The organism is Chamaesiphon sp. OTE_8_metabat_110 (genome assembly GCF_031382685.1).
Lineage (GTDB): Bacteria > Cyanobacteriota > Cyanobacteriia > Cyanobacteriales > Chamaesiphonaceae > Chamaesiphon.
Genome location: NZ_JANMZA010000041.1, coordinates 1 through 4,995, shown reverse-complemented (window position 1 = coordinate 4,995; position 4,995 = coordinate 1). Strand labels below are relative to the sequence as shown.

At 49.3% G+C, this 4,995-nt stretch carries 7 protein-coding genes; 5 read left to right on the top strand and 2 right to left on the bottom strand.

What is annotated here, in order from left to right; translation table 11 throughout:
* Nucleotides 1-615: 615 nt before the first annotated feature.
* Nucleotides 616-1,023: an Npun_F0494 family protein gene (locus RMO52_RS01760; RefSeq protein WP_310410364.1), complete on the bottom strand. Its 408-nt coding sequence runs from the start codon at nt 1,021-1,023 to the stop codon at nt 616-618.
* A 113-nt stretch (nt 1,024-1,136) separates the two neighbouring features.
* Here RMO52_RS01760 and RMO52_RS01755 point away from each other — a divergent pair, with 113 nt between their 5' ends.
* Both RMO52_RS01755 and RMO52_RS01750 read left to right on the top strand, forming a co-directional pair.
* Nucleotides 1,137-1,277: a hypothetical protein gene (locus tag RMO52_RS01755; RefSeq protein WP_310410361.1), complete on the top strand. Its 141-nt coding sequence runs from the start codon at nt 1,137-1,139 to the stop codon at nt 1,275-1,277.
* Nucleotides 1,270-1,455: a hypothetical protein gene (locus RMO52_RS01750; protein ID WP_310410360.1), complete on the top strand. Its 186-nt coding sequence runs from the start codon at nt 1,270-1,272 to the stop codon at nt 1,453-1,455. Before RMO52_RS01755 ends, RMO52_RS01750 begins: the two co-directional genes overlap by 8 nt.
* A 106-nt stretch (nt 1,456-1,561) precedes the next feature.
* On the opposite strand, the gene RMO52_RS01745 is transcribed toward RMO52_RS01750, so the two are convergent.
* Nucleotides 1,562-3,040 carry an amidase gene (locus tag RMO52_RS01745; RefSeq protein WP_310410358.1) on the bottom strand — a complete coding sequence of 493 codons (1,479 nt, stop codon included), beginning with the start codon at nt 3,038-3,040 and terminating at the stop codon, nt 1,562-1,564.
* 104 nt (nt 3,041-3,144) lie between these two features.
* Here RMO52_RS01745 and RMO52_RS01740 point away from each other — a divergent pair, with 104 nt between their 5' ends.
* From RMO52_RS01740 to RMO52_RS01730, 3 genes are all read left to right on the top strand, one after another.
* On the top strand, nt 3,145-3,747 hold the full coding sequence (locus tag RMO52_RS01740) for a WHG domain-containing protein (RefSeq protein ID WP_310410356.1): 603 nt from the start codon (nt 3,145-3,147) through the stop codon (nt 3,745-3,747).
* Nucleotides 3,748-4,079: 332 nt separating this feature from the next.
* On the top strand, nt 4,080-4,562 hold the full coding sequence (locus tag RMO52_RS01735; RefSeq protein WP_310410354.1) for a hypothetical protein: 483 nt from the start codon (nt 4,080-4,082) through the stop codon (nt 4,560-4,562).
* Between the two features lie 32 nt (nt 4,563-4,594).
* A partial coding sequence (locus tag RMO52_RS01730; protein WP_310410352.1) for a prolyl oligopeptidase family serine peptidase occupies nt 4,595-4,995 on the top strand: 401 nt, incomplete at its 3' end.

Below are 4,995 nucleotides of genomic sequence, written 5' to 3'. Positions count from 1 at the left end.
AACCTTACGCAGGAGAGTTTGAGAAGGCGGCGACCGAAATCACGCGGAGGTTCCCTCCGCATGTGTTTCGGTCAAGACGCGTCCCGCCTGTCTTGTCTTGACTGAAACGCACGCTGAGGGAACCTCAGCGCGATTTCAGTCGCTGTCTCGCTAAACCCTCGGGGAACCCGAGGAGCGCGAGCCGCTTTCAACGGGGGGGCTGGGGGTCGGAGCGGTGCGCGCTCCGGAGGTTTCCTCCGGGTTTAGCGCACTAAGACAGCGACGCGCGCTCTGGAGGTTCCCTCCAGGTATAGCGCGTCAAGACAACCCCCAGATCCGGGTTTTGCCCCCACTAGGAAGATCGCAACTGACGGATATACACCGTTTACCGCTTCGCTTAGGACAATAACCTACCCCTGTTAAGGTGACTCTTTGTACTAGTCGATCGACGAATTTGCGACCTTTGGAGGTTGTTCTTTCGATTGAAAGAACAACCTCCAAACCTTCAATCGGCAATTCGATCGATCGAATGTACTAAAATTCTCCGATCGCAATCGATAGAATGGCGCAAACGCGTTAATCAGTACAAACGCTCACCTTGACAGGGGTAGACAATAACCCCATAAAAAACTTAGCTTAAAACAGCAACCGAGACCAACGGGCATTCCAATTTTTGAGTCGATCGAGCGCACTAACTGACGGTAACTTCCCACCCTTATCTTCCCACTTTTGAACCAACGCCAAACCCAGTGGCGTCAGCCGAAAACTATCAGTTAAACCTTGTCCGTCTACTTCCCGCCGCAACATTCCGACCTGAATCAGCCAATTAGTAGCCGTCTCGACACCCAGCTCCGAGAGCGGATAACGAGTATAACCAGCACTCACACCGAGATCGCCCGCTAACTTAGGTACTGAGACACCTTCCCAGCGCAGTTTCGCAAATAGAGCTAGCTGAAATGGCGCACAGCGCAGAGCTAATTCGGCTCGATCGACAGTTTTGGCTGGGTAGGAGATAATCTTGCCAGAAGTAGGAGTAGCAACCACGATCGCAACGTTGAATATAAATGATTACATCTATTCTAACGCGGATACCGATCGCACCAAGATAAATGGCTGATGCTCTAGCTCTATTAAGTATGGGAAATTAGGTATTAAAGATGGCAATCAGTCCTCGTGCAACGATCTCGATCGCACCCGAAGCTCGATTTACCACTATTCAGGTTTACTTGGCGGCTGACTCCATCTGCCAAAAGTTTGCTGCAACTATTCCACTTCACCCACATAACGATCGTGTCTAGCGACGAAACACCGCAAGTCCCTTTTCCCTGGTCGGCATTTTTGAGTCAGCCAGTATTCCATCCCCGACATAAATTAATTTTAGACCCGACGCGATTTAGAAAAATATATCAAGTTCGCCTGCTCGAAAGTTGTCTCCACAAGCAGATTTCAGCTACCAGAAATCGAAAACTTAACTGATAGATTCGACAGATCGAGTTCGTTCGCGGAGCGTTCCTGTAGGGACGCCACTATCGTTACCAAAATCGCCCCGACTCGCTGAAGTTAGGGCGATTTTAAGGTTTAATTAATATCCTGATGGCTGTCGGAAATTGCCGATCGCGTTGTCAATCTCTTGCGCTATTGCGAGTAACTCCATTTCTCGCCACCGTTTGCCGACGATCTGCATTCCGATTGGTAAACCAGTTTGAGTTTGCCCAATAGGAATGACCACTGCTGGCTGTCCGCTGAGATTAAACGGCAACAGATAAATGCCATTGGCGACGGCATGAGGATAAGATCTACCATCAATATCAATCGCACTCCAAGCCGGACGATGTGTAAATGCTGTCGTTGCCGCCACCGGACAAATCCACACATCCCAAGGTTCCAGAGCTGCATCCATCGCCGCTATGAAGCTGTCGCGTTCGGTCAATGCCTGAAAATATCCCTTCAGGCTTGGATTTAACATTGTCGGTAAAAAACTACTGTAATTGCCGAGGTGTCGCAGTTTTTTATCCCCTTGAGTAGCTGTCCGCCACAACAACTCGGCACTGTGCCGCAGATTATAAAGATCTGCTGGCTGAGCATATCGATTTACATTAGCAGCCAGCCGTCCATAAAGGTCAAAAATTTCTGACAGATTAAAATTTGGAGGCAGCCAGCGATTCACCTTGGCACCTGCGGCAGTTAACCGATCGGCACTCGCCACCATCGCCGATTTTATCGCTGTTGCAACGGGAACTTCTGCCCATTCATCACTCCAAGCAATTTTGAGATCTGGTAAGGATTTGCCCGTAGGTGTATCCAGCGGCACTGGTGGCACATCAGGACGACGCGGATCTGCACCAGCAACGATTTCAAAGCAAAGCTGGAGATCGGCGATCGATCGAGCCAAGCAGCCGACAGTCATCATTTGACGCAGACAAATCGGCATTCCCGGTGTTTCCGGAATTACTCCCGCTGTCGAAATCCGCCGATCTGTCGGCTTTAAGCCATAGACACCGCAGAAATGCGCGGGTTGGCGAATCGAACCGCCAAAATCATTACCTAAATCTAACGGAGAAAGTCCCGCCGCTATTGCCGCTGCACTACCCCCAGAACTGCCGCCCGGTGTATAGTCTAGATGCCAAGGATTATTGACGCGCGGAAACAAAGAATTAGTACTTTGATAATCCCCGCCCAATTCTGCTAGATTACTTTTACCCAAAACGATCGCCCCTGCCGCCTTCAACCTCGCCACGATCGTCGCATCTTGCGGCGGCAGATAATCCTTTAGCGGGATATAACCCGCCGTAGTCCGTATGTTTGCTGTTTCAAAGATATCTTTAACCGTGATGGGTACGCCATGCAGTCTACCCCAGTTTTTCCCGCTAGCTAGAGCCAAATCGGCTGCCTGCGCTCTCTTGCGAGCAGGTTCGGCATCTAAGGTACAAATTGCATTGAGTAAAGAGTTATGCTGAGAAATCTTGGTGAGATAAGCTTCAACGATTTCTGTAGACGAGACTTGACGATCGCGAATCATTCGAGCAAGCTGATGGGCAGGGGCAAATGTCAGGTCAGTCATGAGCAAAGTCCTTCATTTGTGAGTAAAGCTAACTATATTTACTTTTAGTTAACTAGATTAACTTAACTTCACTACCGATCGATTGTCAACTTGCCACTAAAAACATGGGTCGTCCACTCAAAGAAAATTCCTTAACGCCGCAAGATGTCATCAACGCGGCGATCGATTGCCTCGATCGAGAGGGCGAATCGGCACTGGGCGTAAATCGGGTCGCGCGATCGTTGGGGATTAAGCCACCTGCCATTTACAAGCATCTAGACGGCAATACAGGGCTACGACGGGCGGTAGCCCTAGAAATTTGGCATAACTATCTGACAGACTACCACAGTCAAACGACTGATATTAATGAGCCGCGTACATTACTGTTTATCGGCGCACAGGCTACCCGCACTTTTGCCCGACGCTACCCAGCGCGTTATCGCGTGATGATGCAGTATCAATTGCAGCCCACCGATCCAGCAGAAGCTAAGATCGTTAGTGACTCCTTACATGCGCTCAGAAAATCGCTGCAACTATACGAATTGAGCGATGATGCCTTGGTCGATGTAATGCGAATGGTAAATGCCGCGATTTATGGCTTTATTATTAGAGAGCAATCGGAATTAATGACGCTGCACCGCGATCCTGCTGTCAGTTATGAAGTCATGCTCGATGCCTTACTCGTAGCGATCGACCACATTCGTCACAGTGATAACCGAGCGCGCTAGCAGGGTGGGGTGTGTCGCTGTAAAGCATGACGCACCAATTCAATCTCTTTATCTAGCGCGAGTGGAACCAAATCTTCAATCATCGTAATAATTACATCCACGCAATCGATATGCTAGCTATTGTTGTTTCTCTAGAGGATGTTCTGATGTAGAACTTAGCTTCACTAGCTATAATTTTGGAGTGTGACAGCGTTGCCGTCAGAAAGGTATTAAGCTAGTTACAGCCTCCAAGATGAGACAAGTTTTTGCGAACCGAACCGGATTGGAAGTGAATTTACTTCGCCGTTAAATCGATCGATAGTCTAGATCTGCTGTCTATCTATCACTTGCTTATGCAACCGCCCCACGCCGCCAAGCTAGCTCACCAGATCGAGATTCACGGAGATCCGATCGTCGATGACTATTTCTGGCTGCGCGACCACCTTGGGGTGCGCTTGCGCGTTCGAGACAATCCGCAAGTGATGGAGTATCTCAAAGCCGAGAATGACTACACAGAGCAAGTACTACAGCCACACGCCGAACTGCGGGAGAGTTTATTTCAAGAGCTAAAAGCGCGAGTCAAGGAAGACGATCTCAGTGTCCCCGTCAAAAAAGATGGTTATTACTATTACTCCAGAGTTGCGGTGGGTAAACAATACGCCATTCACTGCCGCAAACTAGGCGATCTCAATAGTCCCGAAGAAATCATCTTGGATGAAAATCAACTTGCCGAAGGGAAACCTTATTTTCAGCTTGGCACATTCAGCATCAGCCCCAACCATCAACTCCTGGCGTATGCCGAAGATACCGATGGCTCGGAGACATATACTCGCTAAGCGTCGGCTCTGCCGAATCGCGATTGAAGACGATGCTCAAGCAAAATGAGATTCCAGGCGGCTACGATCCGAGCCAGTACCATTCAGAGCGCATTTTTGCATGTTCTCATGATGGGGTGGAAGTGCCGATCTCGATCGTTTATCGCCAAGATTTTAAGCGCGATGGTACCGCACCGCTGTATCTCTATGGTTATGGTTCCTATGGAGCCATCCTAGATCCAGGCTTTTCTACCAATCGACTCAGTTTACTCGATCGCGGCTTTGTCTATGCGATCGCCCATATTCGCGGTGGTTCGGAGCTGGGGCGACACTGGTATGAGTCGGGTAAGTTCTTGCAAAAAAAGAACACCTTTCTGGACTTTGTGGCTTGTGCCGAACATCTGATTGCCGAAAAGTATACCAGCGCAGGTCATATTGCCATTGCGGGTGGTAG